Below are 22,025 nucleotides of genomic sequence, written 5' to 3'. Positions count from 1 at the left end.
TTTCTCCGAGGAACCCGCATGTCCGGCAACACCTTCGGCAAACTGTTCACCGTCACCACCTTCGGTGAGAGTCACGGCCCGGCGCTGGGCGCCATCGTCGATGGCTGCCCGCCGGGGCTCGCACTCAGCGAGGTCGATCTGCAGCGCGATCTCGACCGGCGGCGTCCGGGCTCGTCGCGCCACACCACCCAGCGGCGCGAGCCGGACCAGGTGAAGATCCTCTCCGGGGTGTTCGAGGGGCGCACCACCGGCACCCCGATCGGGCTGGCGATCGAGAACACCGATCAGCGCTCCAAGGACTACTCCAAGATCCAGGCGCAGTTCCGCCCCGCGCATGCCGACTACACCTATCACCACAAGTACGGCATCCGCGACTATCGTGGTGGTGGCCGCTCCAGCGCCCGCGAGACCGCGATGCGCGTGGCCGCCGGGGCCATCGCCAAGGCCTGGCTGGCGCAGCAGGGCGTGCGCGTGCGCGGCTACATGAGTCAGCTCGGCCCGATCGAGATCGCGTTCAAGGGCTGGGAAGGCGTCGACGACAACCCGTTCTTCTGCCCCGATCCGGACAAGGTGCCCGAGCTCGAGGCGTACATGGATCAGTTGCGTCGCGACCAGGACAGCGTCGGTGCCAAGATCACGGTGGTTGCCGAAGGCTTGCCGGTGGGGTTGGGCGAGCCGGTCTTCGACCGCCTGGACGCTGACCTGGCCCACGCCCTGATGGGCATCAATGCGGTCAAGGGGGTCGAGATCGGCGACGGTTTCGGTGTGGTCGCCAGCCGCGGCAGCGAGCACCGTGACGAGATGACCCCGGAGGGGTTTCTCTCCAATCACGCCGGCGGCGTGCTCGGCGGTATCTCCACCGGCCAGCCGCTGGTGGCGCACCTGGCGCTCAAGCCGACCTCCAGCATTACCCAGCCGGGGCGCTCGATCGATGTCGACGGCGCGCCGGTGGAGGTGATCACCAAGGGGCGTCACGACCCCTGCGTGGGGATTCGCGCCACGCCGATCGCCGAGGCGATGATGGCGCTGACGCTGATGGATCACTGGCTGCGCCACCGGGGTCAGAATGCCGATGTGCGGGTAGGTACCCCGCGTCTGGGCCAACTCTAGGCACTGTCTGAAAAGTACTGCGCTCGCCCATGCGGCGTTAAAAATCGGCTCAAAATGCTCATTTACACCGCGTAAACTCCGCGCTTTCGCCGATTTTCGCCTTGCCTGGCCTTCGCTCGTCGACTTTTCAGACAGCACCTAGGCGCTGGACACGGTCGGGGCGGCGATCACTCGCCGCCCTGCGTCTCGCGACGATCGCGCCTGCGACCCGCGTCTTCACCACCCCCGCGCTCTTCCTCGGGCGCTTCACTCCCGCGGCCGCGGTTCTCTTCCGTGCCCGTTGTTTCCTCGCCATCGCGGTCGCTGCCTTGGTGGCCTTCCTCCTGCGCCTGCTGCTGACGCGCCTTGACCTTGCGCTGACGTAGCTGCTGGCGGTAGCCGTAGGTGGCGCCGCGGATGGTCTCGTCGCTCTCCAGGCTCGAGCCCAGGGCGCCGGCCACGGTGGCCACCGAGGTCGCCAGCCACGCCAGCGCAGGGAAGTTCCACCAGCTGATGGAGGACTCGACCGTGGCTTCGAGCAGGCTGGCGGGGACGAACAGGATCACCGCCACCAGAAACAGCGCGAAGAGAATGGCGTAGTAGCAGCCCACCCCCAGCAGCAGCGTCAGCAGCGTGGTCAGGTTGTAGAGCCGGGTCAGATGCGGCGAGCCGGTATAGCGCTGGGGCTCCCACAGGCCGTGATCGAGAATCAGCCAGATCACCATGGCGGTGATCGCGGCGACCATCAGCAGCACGAAGCGGTAGCCTTCGTAGGCGGCGCTGAGGCGCCACAGGGTAGGGAAGATCAGCCCGTAGGCGCCGGTGGCGAAGGCCACCGCCACGATACGCCGGAAGGCGGGCACAATGGTCCATGGCCGATTGGCGCGCACCATGCCCGCCAGCAGGCGTAGATGGCCGCGTAAGGGGGCGGCGGAGACGAAGCGCACGTCGATCTCGGGTTGATCCGTTTCGCGCGCCTGTGGCCGTTTCTCGTCGCCCGCCTGGTCGTCCGGGGTGATCCGGCGGATCGGCGTCAGCCACTCGGCGAGGCGCGAGCCCATCAGCTGGCGCGCGCTGGCGTTGCGGATGCCGTGGGCGCGGCGCGTGCGGCGGCTGCGGTCGACGTGCGCCTGCTGGCGCTCGCGATCGTCGGGGTCGCTGCCGTGGTGCATCTCGTTGATCAGGTGCAGCGTGGCTTCGCGCAGCCGGTCGTGCAGCGGCGAGGCGCCCAGGGCCGGCTGCGAGATCACCGCCACCCCGCACGCCTCACTGGCCTCGGCCACGACCAGCCGGCCGTCACGGAACAGCGGCAGATCGGTGATGCATAGCGCGTAGTCCCAGCCGTGCTCGCGCTTGAGCCTGGCGGCCTGTTGGATCAACTCGGCACCGGTGCCGTCGGCACCGATCAGCGGGTCGGTGACGCACTCGACCCGCCAGGCGTGGCGGTCGTCGGTATGGCGCGCGAGCAGCGTCGGCAGCTCCTCGGCCAGCCCGGCGGCGATACGCTCGGGCAGCTCCGGGGCCGGGATCAGGCCCAGGCGCTGCGGCGGGCGGCTGGATTCGCGCTCGCTCGCGCTGTCATCACGGCTTGCCTGCTCCGGCTCTCGCACGCCGCTGCGGGGCGCGGATGACGCTGACGCGGCCATGTCGTGTGCTCCTCGTGTCTCGCTCGGTCCGCTGAAGCTTAGGTGTGATCGGGCGCCTCGGCGAGGTCGGGGCGCGCCGCCTCGAGCTGGGCGAGCATGGCGCGGCCGGCGTTGGAGAGGGTGCGTTCGCGATGCACCAGATAGCCCAGACGGCGCACCAGCGGCGGGTGGTCGACGGCCAGCACTGTCACCTCGGCGTCGATCATGCTTTCCGGCAGCACGCTCCAGCCCAGCCCGATGCCCGCCATCATCTTGAGCGTCTCCAGATAGTTGGTGGAGAGCGCCACGCTGATCGCGAGGCCGGCTTGGGAGAAGGCATCGACCACGATGTCACGGGTGAAGGTGAGCGGGCCGGGCAGCACCGCCGGATGGCTGGCCAACTCGCCGAGCGAGACGCGACCGGCCCCGGCCAGCGGGTGCTCGGGGGCGGCGACGAAGCGCAGGTGGTCGGTCCATACCGGTACCGACTCCACCTGCGGGTTGGGGCGTGGTGCCAGGGTCACCACCGCCAGTTCGATCGCCCCCGAGACCACGCCCTGATAGGCCTGCTCGGAGTCGAGGAAGCGCAGATCGAGATCGACCCCCGGGTAGCGCCGGGTGTAGGCCTTGAGCACCGGCGGCAGGCGGTGCAGACCGACATGGTGGCTGGTGGCCAGGGTCAGACTGCCGGCGACCTGCCCGCTGAGGTCGTGCAGCTGGCGCCGGCTCTCCTCGACCAGCTGCAGGATCCGGCGCGCCTGCGGCAGCAGCAGGCGGCCGGCCTCGGTGAGGCTGACGCGGCGATTGATACGGTCGAACAGCTTGGCGTCGGTCTGCGCCTCGAGCGCGGCGATGCGCTTGCTGATCGCCGGCTGGGTCAGGTGCAGACGCTCGCCGGCCAGCGAGAAAGAGGCGGTGTCGGCAACGGCGATGAAGGCCTGCAGGCTCTGGGTGTCCATGGTGTGGCCCTCGCGATGCGGCTGGTGAATGCATCTATTCTGGTGTGGAATTCAAAGCATAATCAAGATGAATTGCTTTTATGCATGGCTCGGGCGTATCTTGGCTCTCCCAACCCCGAGCGGCCCGTGGCCGGGTCGCTCGCGGCATACCGACAGCGTCGCGCAACCGCGTCGAGACGGGCGACGGAGGAGATCGAGACATGGCAGGCCAAACGCTCTACGACAAGCTGTGGGCGCAGCATCTGGTGACCAGCCGCGACGACGGCTCGGCGTTGATCTACATCGACCGTCATCTGCTGCACGAGGTCACCTCGCCGCAGGCGTTCGAGGGGCTGCGTCTGGCCGGGCGCAAGCCGTGGCGCCGTGACGCCAACCTGGCCACGCCGGACCACAACGTGCCGACCACGACCAAGGAGCGCAGCGCCGGCAACGCCGGGATCGTCGATGACGTCTCGCGCATCCAGGTCGAGACCCTGGATGCCAACTGCGAGAGCTTCGATATCGAGGAGTTCCGCATCAATGACGAGCGTCAGGGCATCGTCCACGTGGTTGGGCCGGAGCAGGGCGCCACGCTCCCCGGCATGACCGTGGTCTGCGGCGACTCGCACACCGCCACCCACGGCGCCTTCGCCGCGCTCTCCCACGGTATCGGCACCTCCGAGGTCGAGCACGTGCTCGCCACCCAGTGCCTGATCGCGCAGAAGATGAAGAACATGCAGGTGCGCGTCGAGGGCCAGCTGGGGCTCGGCGTTACCGCCAAGGATATCGTGCTGGCGATCATCGGCCGTATCGGCACCGCCGGCGGTACCGGCTACGCCATCGAGTTCGCCGGCAGTGCGATTCGCGAGCTGTCGATGGAAGGCCGCATGACCATCTGCAACATGGCGATCGAGGCCGGTGCCCGGGTCGGCCTGGTGGCGGTGGATGACCACACCATCGAGTACCTGCGAGGGCGCCCCTTCGCCCCCAGCGCCGAGCAGTGGCCGGCGGCGGTCGCGGCATGGCGTGAGCTGGTCTCCGACGCCGACGCCCATTTCGACAAGGTGGTCGAGCTCGACGCCGCCGCCATCGAGCCGCAGGTGACCTGGGGCACCAGCCCGGAGATGGTGGTCAACGTCTCCGCCGAGGTGCCCGACCCGGCCACCGCCGACGACGAGACGGTGGCGCGAGGCATGCAGCGCGCGCTCGAGTACATGGGGCTCGAGGCGGGCCAGAAGATCACCGATATCCGCCTCGACAAGGTGTTCATCGGCTCCTGTACCAACTCGCGTATCGAGGATCTGCGCGAAGCGGCCAAGGTGGCCAAGGGGCGCAAGGTCGCCGACAACGTCCAGCTCGCCATGGTGGTGCCGGGCTCCGGTCTGGTGAAGCGTCTGGCCGAAGCCGAGGGGCTCGACAAGATCTTCATCGAGGCCGGCTTCGAGTGGCGCGAGCCGGGCTGCTCCATGTGCCTGGCGATGAACGCCGACAAGCTGGGCGCCGGCGAGCGCTGCGCCTCGACCTCGAACCGCAACTTCGAGGGGCGCCAGGGCTACGGCGGGCGCACCCATCTGGTGAGCCCGGCGATGGCCGCCGCTGCCGCCATCGAAGGGCACTTCGTCGACGTGCGCGATTACGACCCCGGCAGCGCGCGGGATCGTGACGACGCGCTCAGCGCCTGAGACCCGGCCCCAATCACGAGGAGTGACGACGATGAAGAAATTCGAACACTTGCAGGGACTGGTGGCGCCGCTCGATCGGGCCAACGTCGATACCGACCTGATCATTCCCAAGCAGTTCCTGAAGTCGATCAAGCGTACCGGCTTCGGCCCCAACCTGTTCGACGAGCTGCGCTATCTCGACGAGGGCTATCCGGGCCAGGACGTCTCCAGCCGTCCGCTCAACCCCGATTTCGTTCTCAACCAGCCACGCTACCGCGGTGCCCAGGTGCTGCTGGCGCGGCGCAACTTCGGCTGCGGCAGCTCGCGTGAGCACGCCCCCTGGGCCCTGGACGACTTCGGCTTCCGCGTGGTGATCGCGCCCAGCTTCGCCGATATCTTCTACAACAACTCGTTCAAGAACGGCATCCTGCTGATCACCCTCGACGAGGAGACCGTCGAGCGCCTGTTTCAGGAGACCGAAGCAAGCGAAGGCTATCGCCTCGACGTCGATCTCGAACGCCAGCAGCTGACCACGCCGAGCGGCGAAACGATCACCTTCGAGGTCGATCCGTTCCGCAAGCACTGCCTGTTGGAAGGGCTCGACGACATCGGTCTGACGCTGGAACAGGCGGGGTCGATCCGCGACTTCGAACAGCGTCATCGCCAGGCGCAGCCGTGGCTGTTTCGCGACGCTTGATTGACTGACACCCGCATCGACACCGCTCTCCAGGCGGGTTTTCAAGGATTACGCATGAGCAAGAAGATTCTGGTATTGCCCGGTGACGGTATCGGGCCGGAAATCACCGCCGAAGCGGTCAAGGTGCTCGACGCCTGCCGGGCTGCCGGGCTCGATGCCGAGCTCGATGAGGGGCTGGTCGGTGGCGCGGGTTACGACGCCGAAGGGCATCCGCTGCCCGAGTCGACCCTGGCCAAGGCCAAGGCCGCCGACGCTATTCTGCTGGGCGCAGTGGGTGGGCCCAAGTGGGATACGCTGGAAGATCTCTCCAAGCGTCCCGAAAAGGGCCTGCTGGGGCTGCGCAAGAACCTCAACCTGTTCGCCAATCTGCGCCCGGCGCTGCTCTACCCGCAGCTGGCCGAGGCCTCGACGCTGAAGCCCGAGGTGGTCTCCGGGCTCGACATCATGATCGTGCGCGAGCTGACCGGGGGGATCTACTTCGGTCAGCCGCGGGGCATCGAGACGCGCAACGGCGAGCGCGTGGGCTATAACACCTACGTCTACTCGGAGTCGGAGATCGAGCGCATCGGCCGGGTCGCCTTCGAGATGGCGCACAAGCGCGGCGGCAAGCTCTGCTCGGTGGACAAGGCCAACGTGCTCGAGGTCACCATTCTGTGGCGTGAGGTGATGAACCGCTTGGCACGCGAGTATCCCGACGTCGAGCTGTCGCACATGTACGTCGACAACGCCGCCATGCAGCTGGTGCGCGCGCCCAAGCAGTTCGACGTGGTGGTCACCGGCAACATGTTCGGCGACATTCTCTCCGACGCCGCGGCGATGCTCACCGGCTCCATCGGCATGCTGCCCTCGGCGTCGCTCAACGAGCGCCAGCAGGGCATGTACGAGCCGTGCCACGGCAGCGCGCCGGACATCGCCGGTCAAGGGCTGGCCAATCCGCTGGCGACGATTCTGTCGGTGGCGATGATGCTGCGCTACTCGCTCGGCGAGAGCGCGCTGGCCGAGCGCATCGAGCGCGCGGTGGGGCAGGTGCTGGATGCCGGCCTGCGCACCGCCGACATCGCCTATCCCGGTACCCGCCAGGTCTCCACCGTGGAGATGGGTGATGCCGTGGTGGCCGCGTTCGCCAACGCTTGATGCCACCGCGCCTGCGGCCCGCGCGCAGGCACGGTCGTCGCCTTCAGGCGCTTGGCGCCTGCGGCGGATCGGCGCCGAGCCCGGCGGGCTGCTAGACTGAGACTCTTTTGAGGGGGGCCGTGACGCGCGTCATGGCAGACGTTCATGGAAGCGGAGCCGTGCCGGCCGGGGAATAACCGCCGTGGTCGGTCGTGGCTCCCTCCGCCTTCGGGGTAACCAATCTATGTTGAAAGTCGGATTCGTCGGCTGGCGCGGTATGGTCGGTTCCGTGCTGATGCAGCGCATGCTGGATGACAACGATTTCGCCGGTCTCGAGCCGGTGTTCTTCTCCACCTCCCAGACCGGGCAGCCGGGGCCGGACATCGGCATGGACGTGCCGGCACTCAAGGACGCCAACGATATCGCCGAACTCAAGGCGATGGACGTGATCGTGACCTGCCAGGGCGGTGACTACACCACCGCCGTCTACCAGCCGCTGCGCCAAGCGGGCTGGAAGGGCTACTGGATCGACGCCGCCAGCACCCTGCGCATGGCCGACGATTCGGTCATCGTGCTCGATCCGGTCAACCGCCACGTGATCGACGCCCAACTGGCCAAGGGCACCCGCACCTTCGTCGGTGGCAACTGTACCGTCAGCCTGATGCTGATGGGGCTGGGCGGGCTGTTCGAAGCCAATATGGTCGAGTGGATGACCTCCATGACCTATCAGGCGGCCTCCGGCTCCGGCGCCAAGCACATGCGCGAGCTGCTGGCCCAGATGGGGGCGCTCAACGGTGCCGTGGCCCAGGAGCTGGCGACCCCCTCCAGCGCGATTCTGGACATCGACCGCGAGGTCACCGCGACCCTGCGCAGCAGCGCCTTCCCCACCGACAACTTCGGCGCGCCGCTCGCCGGCAGCCTGCTGCCGTGGATCGACAAGGCGATGGAGAACGGGCAGAGCAAGGAAGAGTGGAAGGGCGGCGTGGAGACCAACAAGATCCTCGCCACCGGCAGTCAGCCGATTCCGATCGACGGCCTCTGCGTGCGGATCGGCGCCATGCGTTCGCACAGCCAGGCGTTCACCATCAAGCTGCGCCAGGACGTACCGCTCGACGAGATTGAAGACCGTCTGGCCAAGCACAACGAGTGGGTCAAGGTCGTGCCCAATGACAAGGACCAGACCATCGAGCAGCTTACGCCGGCGGCGATCAGCGGCACGCTGACCATCCCGGTGGGGCGCCTGCGCAAGCTCGCCATGGGCGGCGAGTATCTGACCGCCTTCAGCGTCGGCGACCAGCTGCTGTGGGGGGCTGCCGAGCCGCTCAAGCGCATGCTGCGGATCGTGCGCGAACACGCCTGAACCGATGCGCTGACACGCGTCAGCCGACCCAAGAGCCCCGCCGGCGCCCGCGCCGGTGGGGCTCTTGCGTTCGCGCGCAGGAGAATCTGGGTTGGCGGGTTGCGTTGTTTTCGCGTAACGCGATGTTAAAGATTGTGTGGCGCTGGCCGATCATGCAGGCGAACACTTCTCTTTGAAACCATCGTGCAGGCGGAGACAGCATGCGGTCATGGGTCACGCTCTTCATCGGCGGTTGCGGGCTGCTGCTGGCTACTCGAGTACACGCCCTGGGCATCGGGGAGCCGCTGACGGTATCACCGCTCAATCGGCCGCTGCATGCGGTGCTGCCGCTGACCGCGAGCGCCAAGCTGGAGCCCGCCCAGGTAACGGTGACGCTGGCCGACGCGGCGGCCTACCGGCGTGCCGGGCTGACGCCGGACGCTCTCGGCGATGGCATCAGCGCGCGGGTCGTGAAGCGTGATGGCGGGCTCGCCATTGTGCTCGACAGTGACCAGCGCGTGCGCGAACCCTACCTCGATCTGCTGCTGACCGTGAGCTGGCCCCAAGGGCAGTGGCAGCGCGACGTGTCGCTGCTTTTCGACCCTCCCGACTATGCCGCGACACGGCCGCCGCCGGCGGCTGCCGGCGCTTCGTCTGCGGGGAGTCGCGCCGCCGCTTGGCCGCAGACGCTGACGGTCGCGCCCGGTGCCACGCTCTCGACCCTGGCGGCCGCGTTGCCGCCGCATCGGGGTGTCTCCCTTGAGGCGGCCATGCTGGCGCTCTATCGCGCCAATCGCGGTGCCTTTGTGGACGGGAATCTCGACCGCCTGCGTGCCGGCGTGCGTCTCGACGTGCCGCCGGCGGACACGGTCGCGGCGCTGGCCGATCAGGCCCCGCAGGCGCTTCGCGCGCTGCGTGAGGCGGCGACCGACATGGACCCCGGATCGCCGGCAGGGTCTGAGAGGGTGGGGCAGCAGCGTCCGGCGCGGGCGCCAGGATCGGATGACACTGAGGCGCTGGCGCGCCAGGTCGCCGCGCTGACCCAGCAGACCCAGCGGCAGCAGGCGACCATCGCCGATCTTCAGCGCCAGCGTGATCAGCTGCGGGCGACGCTCGCCGCACGCGCCACGCCGCTCGAGGCGGGCGAGGCGCTGGCGCGCGACGCGAGTGCTGACGTGGGCGAGGCGGCCATGGTGGCGGCCAAGGGGTTGGCGGGATCGAGCGGCGATGCCTCGGCTTCCTCGGCCCCGGCTTCATCGACGCCGACCTCATCGACCTCGACCTCGACCTCGACGTCATCGACTTCGGCTGGGACAGCCACCGAGGCGTCTACCGCGAATGATGGCGGCGCGGCGTCGGGGTCGACGCCAACGGCTGGCGAGGCGGCGGCTGAGGATGTCGCCTCATCGTCTGCGGCGGCGACATCGCTGGCCAAGTCCACACCGTTGACCCCGTCGGCATCCTCGACGTCTCCCGTGTCCCCGGCGCCGAACGCCAGCGCGGCCGCAACGAGCCTATGGCAGCGTGTCGTGTCCTGGGCGCCGCTGCTCGGCGCGCTGGCGATACTCGGCCTGCTGTGGGCCCTGCTGTGGCAGCGTCGCCGCGCCCGCGTCCAGGCAGCGCACACTGGCGAGGCCGAGGTGCAAGGCCACCCGCCCGAGACGCACGTCGAAACCTCGGGCGAACTCCGCCGCCGGGTGCCGGGTAAGTTGCTGGCGTGCATCAAGCGCGGCGGGAAGCGCCGCGGCGCGCAGCGGGACACCGCCGAGACCGAGACGGGCGCCGCGGCGATCAGTCAGGCGGATATCTATATCGCCTATGGCCGCTTTGCCGCTGCCCGCGAGTGGCTCGAACCGCGGCTGGAGCAGGATCCGCGCCATCGGCTGAGCCTGATTCGCGCGCTCGGCGAGCTGCATGAGATCGAGGCCATGGAGCAGGTGCTGGCCGAGTTCGACGACAGCGCCAGCCGCGAGCAGCGGCGCACCGCGGAAGCGCTGGCCGCCGACTACCGTGCCCGCCATATCGATGAGAGCTGGGCGGTGGCCACCGATCACGCGCAGGCCGCGGCAGCCGACACTGCCGCGGCCAATCTGCTGGCGGAGGACGAGGAAGCGCTCTCGCTGGCGCGGGTCGAGGATGTAGATGCGCTGTTCGACGCTGCGCTGGGGGGCGAGACGTCGCCCTTGCCCCAGTCACCCCTGCCTCAATCATCACCGCCCGACACCGTGGCCTCGCCGGAAGCGCCGTCCTTATCTGAAGCGCCGTCCTTGTCCGACACCACGCCTGCGCCTGACGTGCCATCCGCGCCCGAGAAGACGCCTTCCTCCGATTCGGCGTCCACCGGTAGCGTGTCGGCGCCATCTGGCTCTGAGGGCTGCGGCGCAGAAGATAGCGAGCCGCCGGGCGATGCCGCGCCGACGCTGGCACTCGAACCCCTGCCGCACGACTTCGAGGTGTCCACGGAAACGCTGGGGGCGGGATCGCCAGTCACGGCAGATCGATCTGCTGCCGAGCGCGGCGAGAATCCTCTGCCCGCTGCGCGAGATAGCGCGGCGCTGGCCCTGGGCGATGACCTGGCGCCGCAGGCGTGGCGTATCGACTACCAGCCGCCGACGCTGGAGTTCGATGAGGCGACACCGACGCCATCCGCTCCGACGCGTGACGACTCTCCCGAGATCGAGCTGCCACCGCTCGATCTCGATGCGCAAACCTGGCGTCCGCTGGGGGAGCCGGCGCCCGCCGAGGTGCCTTCACCGAGTGGTACGGCCGCCCCCGACGGCGTATTCGCTCGCGGCAGCGCACCTGCAAGCCCGGCCGCCGGGGAGACGTCTACGCACAATACGTTCTCCGAGAGCGCGTCGTTCGAGAGCACGTCCTCTGGAAACTCGTCTTCCGCCAATAGGTCTTCCGACACGACATCTCCCGACAAGACATCTCCCGGTATTACGTCCGGGGAACATACCGTGCCCGGACACTCGTCGAGCGAAAAGGAGACGCCCCGACATCGCGTTGCCCCGGGGGATACCTCGCTGCAGCGTGGAATACCCGTCGGCTGGGAGGTCGAGGAGGTGGAATTCGAGCCGGTGCATCGGGATAATGGTCGGCCCTAAGTTTTCCCGCGTTGCAGGTCTCGATGGCGTTTTTTACCCGGCAGGACGATACCCAGGCGCTGAGCGGCCGCCTGGCCCTCGGCGTGGAGTATGACGGCACCCGCTACTGCGGCTGGCAGCGGCTGAGCCACGCCGAGTCGGTTCAGGGCACCCTGGAGGCCGCGCTGTCGCGGATCGCCGCGGCGCCGGTCAAGGTGCTGTGCAGTGGCCGCACCGACAGCGGCGTGCATGCCACGCGCCAGATCGTGCACTTCGACGCGCCCACGCCGCGTACCCAGAAAGCGTGGCTGTTCGGCGCCAACGCCACCCTGCCACGAGATATCGCGGTACGCTGGCTGGTGCCGGTGAGCGATGATTTCCATGCCCGTTTCTCGGCGCTGGCCCGGCGCTATCGCTACGTCATCCTCAATCAGCCGACACGCCCGGTGATGGAGCGCCACCACGCCACCTGGTGTCGCGAGCCGCTGGATGCCGAGCGCATGCATCGGGCCGCCCAGGTGCTGGTGGGCGAGCACGACTTCTCCAGCTACCGCGCGGCGGGTTGCCAGTCGAAGACGCCGATCCGCCATCTGCATGCCATCGAGGTGTGTCGCTACGGCACCCTGGTGGTGATCGATGTGCAGGCCAACGCCTTCCTGCACCATATGATCCGCAATATCGCCGGGGTGCTGGTGGCGGTGGGGCGCGGCGAACAGCCCGAGTCCTATCCCGCCGAGCTGCTGGCGCTCAAGGACCGCACCCTGGGCAACGTCACCGCGCCGGCCTGCGGGCTGCACTTCGTCGATGTGCGCTTCGACGAGCGCTTCGCCCTGCCCGAGGAGCCGCTGGGCCCGCAGATGCTGGCGTTCCGCGGCGACTGGACCGGCGACCGCGACCTGATTCCCGACACGCCGCTGATGCGCCGGCGGCGGGTATGGCCGAAGTGGATCGACGCCGAGGGGAACGTGGTCGATACCCATCCCGATGCTCGTGCAGCCGAGTCTGCCTCGTGAAGAGCGCGGCCGACAGCCACCACGCCGGCCACGCGGCGTGCCATGTCCCAGAAGAGACGACCCCATGAGTCAGGTGAGAATCAAGATCTGCGGCATGACTCGGCGCGAGGATATCCACGCCGCCGTGGCCTGCGGCGCCGACGCTCTGGGCTTCGTACTGTGGGCGGGCAGTGCCCGTGCCATCGATGCCTCGCGGCTGGCCGCGCTCAGCGCCGAGGTGGCGCCCTTCGTCACCCGGGTGGGGCTGTTCGTCGATGCCGACGCGGCCAGCGTCGAGGCGGCACTGCCTTATCTCGACCTGCTGCAGTTCCATGGCGATGAGTCGCCGGGTTTTTGCGCGCGCTTCGCCAAGCCCTGGATCAAGGCGCTGCGCATGCGCGACGACCTCGATCTGAGGCGAGCTGCCCAGCGCTATGCCGGCGCCGGCGCGCTGCTACTCGACGCCTACCGCCCCGGGGTGCCGGGGGGCACCGGCGAGACCTTCGACTGGTCGCGCATTCCCGGTGATCTGGGCAAACCTGTTATCCTTGCCGGTGGTCTGACGCCGGACAACGTCGCCACCGCCATCGCCCGCGTCGCGCCCTATGCGGTCGACGTTTCCGGTGGCGTCGAGGCGCGCTCGAATACCGGCGCAGCGTGCCACGGCATCAAGGATGCCGAGCGCATGCAAGCCTTCTGCCAGCATGTCCGCGCCGCCGGCGCGACCATCATCCACGCAGCGACACCATGAGGGTCCACTCGTGAGCCGATTTTCTGACCTGACGCAACTGCCCGATGCGAGCGGCCACTTCGGCCCTTACGGCGGGCGTTTCGTCTCCGAGACGCTGAGTTTCGCGCTGGAAGAGCTCGACAAGATCTATGCGAGCCTCAAGCACGACCCCGACTTCCAGGCCGAGTTCGACCGTGACCTGACCCACTACGTGGGCCGGCCGTCGCCGCTCTATCATGCCGAGCGCTGGTCGCGCGAGATCGGCGGTGCCCAGATCTGGCTCAAGCGCGAGGATCTCAACCATACCGGCGCGCACAAGGTGAACAACACCATCGGCCAGGCGCTGCTGGCCAAGCGCTCGGGCAAGCCGCGGGTGATCGCCGAGACCGGTGCCGGCCAGCACGGTGTCGCCACCGCCACCGTGGCCGCGCGTCTGGGGCTCGAGTGCGAGGTCTACATGGGCGCGGAGGACGTGGAGCGTCAGAAGCTCAACGTCTACCGCATGCGCCTGCTCGGGGCCAAGGTGGTGCCGGTGGAGTCCGGCTCGCGCACGCTCAAGGACGCCATGAACGAGGCCCTGCGCGACTGGGTCACCAACGTCGACAACACCTTCTACATCATCGGCACCGTGGCGGGTCCGCATCCGTATCCGATGCTGGTGCGTGACTTCAACGCCGTGGCCGGTCGCGAAGCGCGGCGCCAGTCGCTGGAGCAGATCGGGCGCTTGCCGGATGCGCTGGTCGCCTGCGTCGGCGGCGGCTCCAACGCCATGGGCCTGTTCTATCCCTTCGTCGAGGACGAGGAGGTTGCCATGTACGGCGTCGAAGCCGGCGGCGATGGCCTCGCCACCGGCCGCCACGCTGCGCCGCTGACCGCCAACGCGCCGCGCGGCGTGCTGCACGGCAACCGCACCTATCTGATGTCCGACGAGGGCGGTCAGATCGCCGATACCCACTCGGTCTCGGCGGGTCTGGACTACCCCGGCGTGGGCCCGGAGCACGCGCTGTGGAAGGATGTCGGGCGGGTCGAATACGTTGCCGCCGACGACCACGAGGTGCTCGCCGCCTTCCGTGAGCTGACCCGGGTCGAGGGCATCATGCCGGCGCTGGAGTCGGCCCACGCGCTGGCCCACGCCAAGAAGCTGGCCGCCAGCCTGCCGCAGGACAAGCACATCGTGGTCAACCTCTCCGGGCGCGGTGACAAGGACATCCATACCGTGGCCAAGATCGACGGCATCGAATTCTGACGGCGGGGACCGACATGAACCAACACGCGAATCGTATCGACCGGCGCTTCGCCGCGCTCAAGGCAGCGGGGCGCAAGGCGCTGATTCCCTATATCACCGCCGGTGACCCGGCCCCGGCGCACACCGTCGATTTCATGCACGCCTGCGTCGAGGCGGGCGCCGATGTGATCGAGCTGGGCGTACCGTTCTCCGACCCCATGGCCGACGGCCCGGTGATCCAGAAGGCGTGCGAGCGCGCGCTCGTCCACGGCACCCGGCTGAGCCACGTGCTGGAGATGGTGGCGGCGTTCCGTGAACGCGATAGCGAGACCCCGGTGGTGCTGATGGGCTACCTCAACCCGATCGAGCGCATGGGCTATGCGGCCTTCGCGCGTCAGGCTCGGGATGCCGGCGTCGACGGCGTGCTCGCGGTCGACATGCCGCCGGAGGAGATGGGCGACAACGCGGCGCTGTTCGCCGACCACGGTCTGCAGTCGATCTTCCTGCTCGCGCCGACCACCTCCGAGCAGCGCGCGACGACGATCTGTCACCACGGCCAGGGCTATCTCTACTATGTGTCGCTCAAGGGCGTCACCGGCGCGGCGACCCTCGATGCCGAGGCTGTGGGATCGCAGCTGGCGAGCCTGCGTGCGCTCACCGAGCTGCCGCTGTGCGTCGGCTTCGGCATCCGTGACGGCGCCACTGCGGCGGCCATCGGTCGCGTGGCCGACGGGGTCATCGTCGGCAGCGCCCTGGTCGGACGTATCGCCGAGCGCGCCGATACCCCCGAGACGATCCCGCAGGCGCTGCGCGAGATCCTCGGCGAGATGCGCGAGGCGCTGGATCGCGACGCGCGCGCCTGAGCTGCGCAGGGCATTCTGGTATCATCTGCGCTTTCCGTGTCGCGCCGGCGTGTGGCTGACCGCCGGCGCGGACCCGTTTCCTTAAACTGATGGAATCTCTCCCGACATGAGCTGGCTAGACAAGATCGTCCCGTCGATGAGCCGCACCCAGCGTAACGACCGCCGCGCCAGCGTGCCCGACGGCCTGTGGCGCAAGTGCCCGAGTTGCGATTCGGTGCTCTATCTCCCCGAGCTGGAGAAACACCAGAACGTCTGCCCCAAGTGCCAGCACCACCTGCGACTCACGGCACGCAAGCGGCTCAACTGGTTCCTCGATGCCGAAGGGCGCGAGGAGATCGCCGCCGACCTGCAGCCGAGCGACCGGCTCAAGTTCCGCGATTCGAAGAAGTACAAGGATCGCCTCTCGGCGGCGCAGAAGGAGACCGACGAGAACGACGCCCTGATCGCCATGCGCGGCACCCTCGACGGCCTGCCGGTGGTCGCGGTGGCGTTCGAGTTCTCGTTCATGGGCGGTTCCATGGGCGCGATCGTCGGCGAGAAGTTCGTGCGCGCGGCGAGCCTGGCGCTGGAACAGGAGATCCCGCTGGTGTGCTTCGCCGCTTCCGGCGGCGCGCGCATGCAGGAGGCGCTGTTCTCGCTGATGCAGATGGCCAAGACGTCCGCCGCGCTGGAGAAGCTCAAGCAGGCCGGGGTGCCCTATATCTCGGTGCTGACCGATCCGGTGTTCGGCGGTGTCTCGGCGTCGCTGGCGATGCTCGGTGATCTCAACGTAGCCGAACCCAATGCGCTGATCGGCTTCGCCGGCCCGCGGGTGATCGAGCAGACCGTGCGCGAGAAGCTGCCGGAAGGGTTCCAGCGCAGCGAGTTCCTGCTCGAGCACGGCACCGTCGACATGATCGTCGCGCGCCCCGAGCTGCGGGCGCGGCTGGGCAACGTGCTGCGTATCCTGACCCACCAGCCGTCGCTGGGTGATGAGGCCGGGGCGGACTTCTCGCCGCTGCCGGACGGGGCCGACGCCTCCCAGGCGTCGCGCTGAGATGTCCGCGGCGCTGGATGCATGGCTGGCGCGACTCGAGCGCCAGCATCCCGTCGCCATCGAACTCGGCCTCGAACGGGTCGCTGAGGTGGCGGCGCGCCTGGGGCTGAACGAGCGGCCTTTGGCGGGGCAGGTGGTCACCGTGGCCGGCACCAACGGCAAGGGCTCGACGGTGGCGCTGCTCGAACGCCTTGCAGCGTGCCACGGCCTCTCCACCGCCTGCTACACCTCTCCCCATCTGCTGCGCTACAACGAGCGCCTGCGTCTCGACGGCGAGCCGGCCGATGATACGCTGCTGGTCGCGGGCTTCGAGCGGGTCGAGGCCGCACGCCTGGCGGGTGAGGCGGTGAGTCTCACCTACTTCGAGGCCGGCACCCTGGCGGCGCTGTGGGCGATCGCCGAGCGCCAGCCGCAGCTGGCGATCCTGGAGGTCGGGCTGGGCGGGCGCCTCGACGCGGTCAATGTGGTCGACCCCGATATCGCGGTGATCACCACCATCGCCCACGACCACGCCGACTTCCTGGGTGACGATCTCGAGGGGATCGGCTTCGAGAAGGCCGGCATCCTGCGTCAGGGGCGCCCGGCGGTGCTCGGCAGTCGCCAGCTCCCCGCCAGCGTCTCGGCGCGCCTCGAGGCGCTGGCAGCGCCGGCCTACTGGCTGGGCCAGGCGTTCGCGCCCGAGGCACGCGATGGCGGCTGGCAGTGGCAGGGCAGTGACGCCGAGGGCCAGCGCTATGAGTTCGATAGCTTGCCCGACCCGGGCCTGCCGCTGGACAATGCCGCGGTGGCGCTGCAGGTACTGACGCTGCTCGGCGTCACCGCGCTGGGCGATGCCGTGCGCGAAGCGCTCGCCACGGTATCGCTGCCCGGGCGTCTACAGTGGCTGGGCAACTGGTGTCTCGATGTGGCGCACAACCCCCACGCGGCGGCCTATGTGGCCGAGCGGTTGGCGGCGCGCCCGCGACCGACGCGGCGCATCGGGCTGCTCGGCGTGCTCGGCGACAAGGACGCCGAAGCGCTGATCGCGGCGCTCGGCCCGGCGGTCGACGCCTGGGTCGCGGTCGGGCTCGACGGCCCGCGCGGGCGCTCGGCGGCCAAGCTGGGGGAGGCGATCGAGGCCGCCGGGGCGCCGCTGCTGGCCCGTTGCGACTCGCCGGCGGCCGGCGTAGCGTGGCTGCGTGAGCGGCTCGACGCCGACGAGGAGGTGCTGGTATGCGGCTCCTTCCTGACCGTGGCCGAAGCCCTCGGCGCGCTGACGGCGGTCGACTGAGGGCGCGGTGTACCGGATCGGCATTTTTCATCGCCCCGGCCAATGGATGACCGGGGTTCGAACAGGCCCGCTTGAGGAGGTCTCATGAAGTACGGATGGCGTGAACGGATCAGTGGTGCGGTCATTCTGGTGGCGCTGGGCGCGATCTTCGTGCCGATGCTGTTCGACGACCCCGAGCCGCGTCAGCAGGGCCCGGAGCCGGTGATGGTGATCGAGCAGCCGGTGGATGGGGGAGAGGCGCGCCAGCGCATCATCGAGGCCCCGCAGCCACCCGCTTCGGTGGCTCAGCGCGACAGCAGCGGCGACACCGGCGCGGTGCCCGAGCCCGATACCCGTGCCCAGCTAGGCGGAGGCGACGACGACAGCTTCGGGCAGTCGGCGGACACCGGCCAGAGCGGCGGCAGCGGCGCGGCCACCACGGGCGGTGGCTCGCAGGCGACCCAGCCGCGCACCGACCCGATCGCCGAGCTGGCGCAGTCGGACACCAGCCAGCCGGCCGAGCGCCAGGCGCCGGCCGCCAAGCCGGCCCCGGCCAAGCCCGAACCGGCGCCCAGCACGCCTGCGCGCACTGCCGCCAGCAAGGATGGCGGCTGGGTGGTGCAGGTCGGCAGTTTCGGCCAGAAGGACAATGCCACGCGGCTCGCGGCCAAGCTCAAGGCGCAGGGCTTCGCCGCCTATTCGCAGCCGCGCGACAACAACCTGACCTCGGTCTACGTCGGGCCCTTCGCCTCCTCGGAGGCGGGCGAGAAGGCGCGCGCCGAACTCAAGCAGTCCGCCAACCTGTCGGGACTCTTGATTCGCAAACCGGGTAGCTGATGACTCTCACCTGGCTCGACTACGCCTTCCTGCTGGTATTGACGATCTCGATGCTGGCAGGTTTCATGCGCGGCCTGGTACGCGAGGCGCTGGGCCTGGGGGCGTGGATCGTTGCACTGCTCGCGGCGCGGGTCTTCGCCCAGCCGCTGGGGGAGATGCTCGAACCCTACATCTCACACCCGGACGCGCGCCTGGTCCTCGGCTTCGTCCTGGTGATCTTCGTCGTGGTGATGGTGTGTGGCTTCGTCATCCGCCTGCTCAACGCGGCGATCGAGTGGGTCGGGATGGGTTTTTTCAACCGGGTCGCCGGGGCCTGCTTCGGCCTGGCCCGGGGGGCGGCGATCCTGGTGATCGCCACCGTGGTGATCGGGCTGACCCCTCTGGCTCAGCTGAGCGCCTGGCAGCAGGCCCAGCTGCGCCCGGCGTTCGAATCGCTGCGGGCCTGGGCGGTGGTTCAGCTCGAGGGCTGGAACGTGGATGCGTCGCAGGCGGAGGACGCCATGCGGCGTCTGCCACTGACGCTGCCCGGTACGACGACTTCGACAGTCGAGCAGAGCGGCCGCGCCGTGCCACCTCCGGGTGGCGCGCCGGCCGCGCAACCGGCGCCCTGAGGGGCGCAATCAAGCGAGGTAAGGCGGCATGTGCGGTATCGTGGGCCTCATGGCCAATGAAGCGGTCAATCAGTCGATCTATGACGCGCTGACGGTTTTACAACACCGCGGACAGGACGCCGCCGGCATGATGACCTGGGATGACGGTCGGTTTCTGCTGCGCAAGAACAACGGGCTGGTGCGGGATGTCTTCCACACTCGCCACATGAAGCGTCTCCAGGGCAATCTGGGGATCGGCCACGTGCGCTATCCCACGGCGGGCTCGGCGAGCGAGGCGGAGTCGCAGCCGTTCTACGTCAACTCGCCCTACGGCATCACCCTGGCGCACAACGGCAACCTGACCAACTCCGACCAGCTCAAGCAGGAGCTGTTCTCCTCCGATCTGCGCCACATCAACACCAGTTCCGACTCCGAGGTGCTGCTCAACGTGTTCGCCCACGAGCTGGGCAAGCAGGGGCTCTACCTCACCCCCGAGGATATCTTCGATGCGGTGCGCCGGGTGCATCGGCGCTGCCGCGGCGGCTACGCCGCGGTCGCCATCATCAGCGGCTTCGGGCTGGTCGCCTTCCGCGACCCCCACGGTATCCGCCCGGTGGTCTACGGCACCCGCGAGGGCGTCGACGCCGAAGGGCGCCCGGGTCAGGAGGTGATGATCGCCTCCGAGTCGGTGGCGCTGGATGTCAGCGGCTTCGAGCTGGTGCGCGATCTGGCACCGGGCGAGGCGATCTTCGTCGACATGCACAAGAATGTGCACACCCAGCAGTGCGCCGATCGCCCCCGGCTGACCTCGTGCATCTTCGAGCACGTCTATCTGGCGCGCCCGGATTCCAAGCTCGACGGTGCCTACGTCTACGGCACTCGTATGCAGATGGGGCGCAAGCTCGGCGACCGTATCCAGCGCGAATGGCCGGAGCACGACATCGACGTGGTGATCCCGATCCCCGACACCTCGCGCACTACCGCGCTGGAGCTTGCGCAGCACATCGGGGTGACCTTCCGGGAAGGGTTCATGAAGAACCACTACATCGGCCGTACCTTCATCATGCCGGGGCAGACCCAGCGCAAGAAGTCGGTGCGCCAGAAGCTCAACGCCATCGGCAGCGAGTTCGCCGGCAAGAACGTGCTGCTGGTGGACGACTCGATCGTGCGCGGCACCACCTGCAAGCAGATCATCCAGATGGCTCGGGACGCCGGCGCCAACAAGGTCTACTTCGCCTCTGCCGCCCCCGCGGTGCGCTACCCCAACGTCTACGGCATCGACATGCCGGTGGCCTCCGAGCTGATCGCCCATGGCCGCAGCGACGCCGAGGTGGGTGAGCTGATCGGCGCCGACCGCCTGATCTATCAGGATCTGGAGGATCTCAAGGCGGCCTGCCGCGAGGTCAACCCGGCCCTCGACGACTTCGACTGCTCGGTGTTCGACGGCAGCTACGTCACCGGCGATATCGACCAGGCCTATCTCGCCGCGCTCGAGGCCGCTCGCAGCGATGCGGCCAAGGAGAGCCGCGAGCGTGTCAATGCGGTGGTCGACCTGCACAACGACAGCTCGGACGACTGAACCGGTGCGCCCCGCCACCGGCGGGGCCGCCTCAGTCTGGACCTAGACGATATTCAGGAGTGTACCCGCATGCCCTTAGATGACGCCCCGGACGACGACCTCTCGCTCGGCCTCGAGACCCTGGCGATCCGTGCCGGCCATGAACGCACCCATGAGCAGGAGCACGGCGAGCCGATCTTCCCCACCTCCAGCTTCGTCTATGGCAGCGCCGCCGAGGCCGCGCGCAAGTTCAAGGGCGAGGAGCCCGGCAACGTCTATTCGCGCTTCACCAACCCCACCGTGCGCAACTTCGAACAGCGCCTGGCGGCGCTCGAGGGCGGTGAGCGCTGCGTTGCCACCAGCTCGGGCATGGCGGCGATCCTCTCGACCGTGTTGGCACTGCTGCAGGCCGGCGACGAGGTGATCGTGTCGCGCTCGGTATTCGGCTCGACCATTGCGTTGTTCGACAAGTACCTGGCCAAGTTCGGTGTGGTGCCGCGTTATGTGGAGCTCAACGATCTCGCCGGCTGGGAAGCGGCGATCACGCCCAAGACCAAGCTGCTGTTCGCCGAGACGCCCTCCAATCCGCTCAACGAGCTGGTCGACATCGCCCAGCTGGCCGAGCTGGCCCACCGCCACGGGGCCTGGCTGGCGATCGACAACTGTTTCCTGACTCCGGCGCTGCAGCGTCCGCTGGCGCTGGGCGCGGATCTGGTGATCCACTCGGCGACCAAGTATCTCGATGGGCAGGGGCGGGCGATCGGCGGTGCCGTGGTCGGCCGCAACCAGGAGCTGGAGCAGCTGTTCGGTGTGGTGCGCACCTGCGGCCCGTGCATGAGCCCGTTCAACGCCTGGATCTTCCTCAAGGGGCTGGAGACGCTGAGCCTGCGCATGCACGCCCACAGTCGCAATGCCCAGGCCCTGGCCGAGTGGCTGGAGCAGCAGCCGGCGGTGGCGCGGGTCCACTATAGCGGTCTCGCCAGCCATCCCCAGCACGCCCTGGCCCAGCGTCAGCAGCTCGGCTTCGGCGCGGTCATGGGGGTCGAGATCGCGGGCGGGCGCGAGGCCGCCTGGCATGTGATCGACCACACCCGGGTGATGTCGATCACCGGCAACCTGGGTGACGTCAAGACCACCATCACCCATCCGGGGACCACCACTCACGGCCGTCTGAGCGATGCCCAGCGCGCCTCCGCGGGCATCAGTGACGGGCTGATCCGCCTGGCGGTGGGGCTGGAGACGCTGGAAGACCTGCAGGCTGACCTGGCCCGAGGCCTGGATACCTTGGCGTAAGTCAGCCGGGGTAGTTGACCGAAAAGCCCGCTACGGCGGGCTTTTTCGTATCTATCATTTCCTTTTCGTCATCAATCGTTTTCCCCGGCTCTGGCTGTCGG

At 68.6% G+C, this 22,025-nt stretch carries 18 protein-coding genes; 16 read left to right on the top strand and 2 right to left on the bottom strand.

Annotated features, from left to right (window positions below; translation table 11 throughout):
- The first annotated feature begins 18 nt into the window (after nucleotides 1-18).
- Nucleotides 19-1,110: a chorismate synthase gene (aroC, locus tag J0A90_RS03735; RefSeq protein WP_207037054.1), complete on the top strand. Its 1,092-nt coding sequence runs from the start codon at nucleotides 19-21 to the stop codon at nucleotides 1,108-1,110.
- 167 nt (nucleotides 1,111-1,277) lie between these two features.
- Here the strand turns inward: aroC and J0A90_RS03730 are convergent, their stop codons facing one another.
- Nucleotides 1,278-2,735 (bottom strand): hypothetical protein, encoded by a 1,458-nt coding sequence (locus J0A90_RS03730; protein WP_207037055.1) that lies wholly within the window; start codon nucleotides 2,733-2,735, stop codon nucleotides 1,278-1,280.
- Nucleotides 2,736-2,773: 38 nt separating this feature from the next.
- Nucleotides 2,774-3,673, bottom strand: coding sequence for a LysR family transcriptional regulator (locus J0A90_RS03725; protein ID WP_207037056.1), 900 nt, complete (start codon nucleotides 3,671-3,673; stop codon nucleotides 2,774-2,776).
- Nucleotides 3,674-3,873: 200 nt separating this feature from the next.
- On the opposite strand from J0A90_RS03725, the gene leuC reads away from it, so the two are divergent.
- The 15 genes from leuC (at nucleotide 3,874) to J0A90_RS03650 (ending at nucleotide 21,924) form a co-directional block, all read left to right on the top strand.
- Entirely contained in the window at nucleotides 3,874-5,334 is a 1,461-nt protein-coding gene (leuC, locus tag J0A90_RS03720) for a 3-isopropylmalate dehydratase large subunit (protein WP_207037057.1), read from the top strand.
- A 31-nt stretch (nucleotides 5,335-5,365) separates the two neighbouring features.
- Complete coding sequence (gene leuD, locus J0A90_RS03715; protein ID WP_207037058.1) at nucleotides 5,366-6,010, top strand: 3-isopropylmalate dehydratase small subunit; 645 nt, start codon at nucleotides 5,366-5,368, stop codon at nucleotides 6,008-6,010.
- A 54-nt stretch (nucleotides 6,011-6,064) separates the two neighbouring features.
- A complete protein-coding gene (gene leuB, locus J0A90_RS03710; protein WP_207037059.1) occupies nucleotides 6,065-7,144 on the top strand; it encodes a 3-isopropylmalate dehydrogenase in 1,080 nt (359 codons plus the stop codon).
- A 223-nt stretch (nucleotides 7,145-7,367) separates the two neighbouring features.
- Nucleotides 7,368-8,483, top strand: coding sequence for an aspartate-semialdehyde dehydrogenase (asd, locus tag J0A90_RS03705; RefSeq protein ID WP_207037060.1), 1,116 nt, complete (start codon nucleotides 7,368-7,370; stop codon nucleotides 8,481-8,483).
- A 200-nt stretch (nucleotides 8,484-8,683) separates the two neighbouring features.
- Nucleotides 8,684-11,572 carry a FimV/HubP family polar landmark protein gene (locus J0A90_RS03700; protein WP_207037061.1) on the top strand — a complete coding sequence of 963 codons (2,889 nt, stop codon included), beginning with the start codon at nucleotides 8,684-8,686 and terminating at the stop codon, nucleotides 11,570-11,572.
- A 23-nt stretch (nucleotides 11,573-11,595) separates the two neighbouring features.
- Complete coding sequence (gene truA / locus J0A90_RS03695) at nucleotides 11,596-12,564, top strand: tRNA pseudouridine(38-40) synthase TruA (RefSeq protein ID WP_207037064.1); 969 nt, start codon at nucleotides 11,596-11,598, stop codon at nucleotides 12,562-12,564.
- Between the two features lie 64 nt (nucleotides 12,565-12,628).
- Nucleotides 12,629-13,294, top strand: coding sequence for a phosphoribosylanthranilate isomerase (locus J0A90_RS03690; protein ID WP_207037066.1), 666 nt, complete (start codon nucleotides 12,629-12,631; stop codon nucleotides 13,292-13,294).
- A complete protein-coding gene (trpB, locus tag J0A90_RS03685; protein ID WP_207037068.1) occupies nucleotides 13,248-14,519 on the top strand; it encodes a tryptophan synthase subunit beta in 1,272 nt (423 codons plus the stop codon). Before J0A90_RS03690 ends, trpB begins: the two co-directional genes overlap by 47 nt.
- A gap of 14 nt (nucleotides 14,520-14,533) precedes the next feature.
- Nucleotides 14,534-15,361 carry a tryptophan synthase subunit alpha gene (gene trpA, locus J0A90_RS03680; protein WP_207037069.1) on the top strand — a complete coding sequence of 276 codons (828 nt, stop codon included), beginning with the start codon at nucleotides 14,534-14,536 and terminating at the stop codon, nucleotides 15,359-15,361.
- Between the two features lie 106 nt (nucleotides 15,362-15,467).
- The gene (gene accD / locus J0A90_RS03675; protein ID WP_207037071.1) at nucleotides 15,468-16,397 is read left to right on the top strand and encodes an acetyl-CoA carboxylase, carboxyltransferase subunit beta; all 930 of its coding nucleotides are present in this window, start codon (nucleotides 15,468-15,470) and stop codon (nucleotides 16,395-16,397) included.
- 1 nt (nucleotide 16,398) lies between these two features.
- Complete coding sequence (locus tag J0A90_RS03670; protein ID WP_207037073.1) at nucleotides 16,399-17,667, top strand: folylpolyglutamate synthase/dihydrofolate synthase family protein; 1,269 nt, start codon at nucleotides 16,399-16,401, stop codon at nucleotides 17,665-17,667.
- Nucleotides 17,668-17,751: 84 nt separating this feature from the next.
- Nucleotides 17,752-18,483, top strand: a complete 732-nt coding sequence (locus tag J0A90_RS03665; protein WP_207037075.1) for an SPOR domain-containing protein — start codon at nucleotides 17,752-17,754, stop codon at nucleotides 18,481-18,483.
- Entirely contained in the window at nucleotides 18,483-19,094 is a 612-nt protein-coding gene (locus J0A90_RS03660) for a CvpA family protein (protein ID WP_207037077.1), read from the top strand. The genes J0A90_RS03665 and J0A90_RS03660 overlap by 1 nt, the downstream gene beginning before the upstream one ends.
- Before the next feature lie 28 nt (nucleotides 19,095-19,122).
- Nucleotides 19,123-20,652: an amidophosphoribosyltransferase gene (gene purF, locus J0A90_RS03655; protein WP_233076474.1), complete on the top strand. Its 1,530-nt coding sequence runs from the start codon at nucleotides 19,123-19,125 to the stop codon at nucleotides 20,650-20,652.
- Nucleotides 20,653-20,721: 69 nt separating this feature from the next.
- Complete coding sequence (locus tag J0A90_RS03650; RefSeq protein ID WP_207037078.1) at nucleotides 20,722-21,924, top strand: O-succinylhomoserine sulfhydrylase; 1,203 nt, start codon at nucleotides 20,722-20,724, stop codon at nucleotides 21,922-21,924.
- Nucleotides 21,925-22,025: the final 101 nt, after the last annotated feature.

The sequence above is a fragment of the Salinicola sp. DM10 genome (genome assembly GCF_017306975.2).
Taxonomy (GTDB): Bacteria; Pseudomonadota; Gammaproteobacteria; order Pseudomonadales; family Halomonadaceae; genus Salinicola.
This window is presented reverse-complemented; position numbering and strand designations above follow the sequence as displayed.